Below are 2,979 nucleotides of genomic sequence, written 5' to 3'. Positions count from 1 at the left end.
ACGCCCACCATGGGCAGGCCTGGGTCTTCGGCGCGCAGCAGGGTGCCTGCGGCCATGGTGGCTTTGCCGTTGGCCGTACCGCTGGCGGCGCGCAGTGCGTGCAGGTTCTTTCTGACCATGGTGGCAAAGTCGATGGAGGGCGCGTCCTTCTTGAAGTTGTTCGACAAAAAGATGCCCGGCAACAGCAGGCCAAGGCCCTCCAGGTCTTGCGGGCGCACGGCGCGCAGTTGGGCCAGGGCCATGGCCTCGTTGACCGTGGCCAGCAGGCTGTCCAGCGTCCAGTGGTCGGCGGCGGGGTCGGCGGGCACGGCCAGCAGAATGCTCTGCGGCGGGCGGGCCCCGGGCGCGTCGAAGTGGAAGCCCACGCCGGTGGTTTCGGTGTCCGAGGGAATGGTTTCCATCCACTCATCGACAAACAGGCCCGACAGCGTAGTGGCTGCATCCAGCGCCCGCAGCCCGCCGGGGGCGTGGGCCGCTACGGCCACCACGCCGCGCAGGTCTTGCAGTTTTTGCTTGGGCGCGGGGGGCAGGGCGGCCCAGTGGTTCTGCGGGTTGCGCGGGTACTGCAGCAGCTGGAAGTCCAGCGGGTCGTCCAGGTAGCCGCTGTCCTCGCCCAGCGCTTCGGCTGCCAGCAGGGTGTCGGACAGCAGGGCGCTGGCTTCGCGCACGCAGGCTAGCTTGGGCAGCCAGCCCGCCACGGCCAAGTCGTCGTTGCCCAGCGCGGCCTTGCCCAGCAGCATGTCGCGGTCGGCCAGGGTAGCGGCGGCATCCGGGGCGAATGCGCCCAGGGTGAACAGCGGCAGCACCGGGAAGTCCTTGCCCATCACCGCGTGGATGCGGTCCAGCAGGTTTTGCAGTTGGCCGCCGCGACCATCCGACACGGGCGCGTTGCGGGCCGCCGTGCTGCGGCCGCCGATTTCCAGCAGCAGGGCACGGGCGCGGCCTACGGCACGGGCTGCGGTGTCGTCGTCCATCAGCGGCTGGCCTTGGCCGTCGCCTGCGGCCACGGGCGTGTGGCCTGCGGCACTGCGCCAGCCCAGGGCGTAGGCGGCGGCCAACGCGGTGTGGGCTTGTACCAGCAGGGCCGGGGTGGCCGGATCCAACGGGTCCAGGGTGTCCAGGTCTTCGGGCGCGGCGGCGCTGGCATTGGCCAGCAGGGCCAGCACGGCATCGGCCTCGCGTTCCGCATCCTGGCAGCGCAGTTCCAGCTCGGCCAGGTCCACCCCGGCGGCTTCGCCGTCATCCTGGGTGGCGGCTGACTCCACGCCGTCGCGGGCCTGCACCATGTCCATGCGGCGCAGCGGGCGGGTTTTGGCCAGCAGGCGGCGCAGCACCCAGGCCAGCGACTCGAAGGCCACCAGGCCGATCTGCCCGGCCTCGGGGGCATCGGCGTGCAGCACCACGGCCAGGCCGTCGGCGGCGGCACCGAATTGCGCCCGCAGCTTGTCGCCCATGAGCTGCCCCAGGCGCTCCTGCACGCCGCTCTGGCCTGCGCCCTGCTGGGCCTCGCTGTGCAGTACCAGCGCCAGCGGCGACAGGCCCAGCTCGGTGATGCGGGCGGTGAGCACGGTGTCGGTCAGCAGCCAGTCGCCGTTTTCCGCGGTGGGCGGGCTGAACACCTGGGCGCGGAACTGGTAGCGGCTGGGATCGCCCAGCAGCCGGGCCAGCCAGGCGTTCAGGCGCGGCTCCATGCGGGCGATCAGCTCGCCCTCCACTGCCCAGGGGCCAGGGTCGGTGGACTCCAGCGCCACCACCAGCCGCTGGGTGTAGCCCCGGGTGCTGTGCGGGGTGTCGGCCACGCGGGGCTCGGGCGGGCGGGTTTGCTTGTCCAGGGTCATCATGGCGGCCCCGGCACCGTCCAGGTTGCCGCCGACCATCTGGTACACGCTCTCGGACACCAGCAGATCAGACACCGCGTCCATCTGCTCCAGCAGGTCGTCGATCAGCACGGCGATGGCGGCGTTGGGTTGCAGCAGCGCGTCCGGCACGCCGGGCACCTTGAAGGCCGCGCCTGTGGCGCGGGCCGTGCGGTAGGCATCCATCAGGCGCACGCCGTCCACCACGTCGCGGGCGGCAATGCTCTCGCTGGCTTCGTCCTGCGGGGTGGCTCCGGCGGGGCGCAGCGGGTAGGCCTGGCGGCATTCCAGGATGTACTGGGCCAGCGCCTGGCCCGCGCTGTGGGTCAGGCCGCGCTCGAAACGGTAGCCCAGCAGGGCGGCCATGGACTGGCCGTTGGCAATGCCCTCCAGCAGGTGCTTGGCGCGCTGCACCCGCTGGGAGCGCAGGTCGATGTCAAACGCCTGGCCAGGGGTTTGGCTGTTGGCGAGAAAGCCGCTGCGCAGCACGGCGGCTGCGGTGGCCTGCTGCACCGACGGCGCATGGACGAAGCCCAGGCTGTCTAGCGCCTGGCTCTGGCCGGGCGGCAACTGCCTGCGGCGCACGGCATCGGGTAGCAGGTTTTCCACCACGCCAAACGCGCCCAGGCGCAGGCCCTGCAGCCGGGGTTTGCCGTGCTGCCTTGATCCTTCCCGTTAGACCCCGTCTTTACGCTTTCTATACACCTCTCCTTCCACTCATTACTCCGTCTTTACGCCCAGTTACGTAATCTCACACCATCAATTTCTCTAGAAAGCGTGATGGTATGGATGTGCTGTGGATTGCGGGCCTGGGCCTGTTGTGGGGGGTGATGGTGCTGCTGCTCAAAGGGTTCCAGAAGCTGGAAAAACCCCAGGGAGGCCGCGCATGATCCCGCTCGACGTGCTCTATGGCCTGGGCGGCTTGTGTGCTGTGCTGTTGCTGGCGTACCTGGTCTATGCGCTGATCTGCGCGGAGGAGTTTTGATGTCCTCCAACGCCTGGATTTTGCTCACCGTGTATCTGGTGGTCCTGCTGGCCGCCGCCTGGCCGCTGGGCCTGTGGCTGGCGCGCCTGGCCCAGGGCGAACTGCCCGGCTGGATGCACAAGCTCGAGGCACCCATTT

Annotated in this window: 2 protein-coding genes; one reads left to right on the top strand and one right to left on the bottom strand. The window is 69.8% G+C overall.

Annotated elements, in window-relative coordinates; translation table 11 throughout:
- A partial coding sequence (locus AC097L_RS23110) for a hypothetical protein (protein ID WP_479589089.1) occupies nucleotides 1–2,468 on the bottom strand: 2,468 nt, incomplete at its 3' end.
- Nucleotides 2,469–2,742: 274 nt separating this feature from the next.
- Here AC097L_RS23110 and kdpF point away from each other — a divergent pair.
- Complete coding sequence (kdpF, locus tag AC097L_RS23105) at nucleotides 2,743–2,841, top strand: K(+)-transporting ATPase subunit F (RefSeq protein ID WP_315192404.1); 99 nt, start codon at nucleotides 2,743–2,745, stop codon at nucleotides 2,839–2,841.
- The last annotated feature ends 138 nt before the right edge of the window (nucleotides 2,842–2,979 follow it).

It is taken from the genome of Rhodoferax sp. RT5P35 (assembly GCF_056521385.1).
Note: the sequence above shows the minus strand (reverse complement) of the source record. Positions and strands in the feature narration are given on the sequence as shown.

Coding starts and splice junctions, on each gene's coding strand:
- kdpF (WP_315192404.1), top strand. CDS start 2,743: ATGATCCCGCTCGACGTGCTCTATGGCCTGGGCGGCTTGTGTGCTGTG.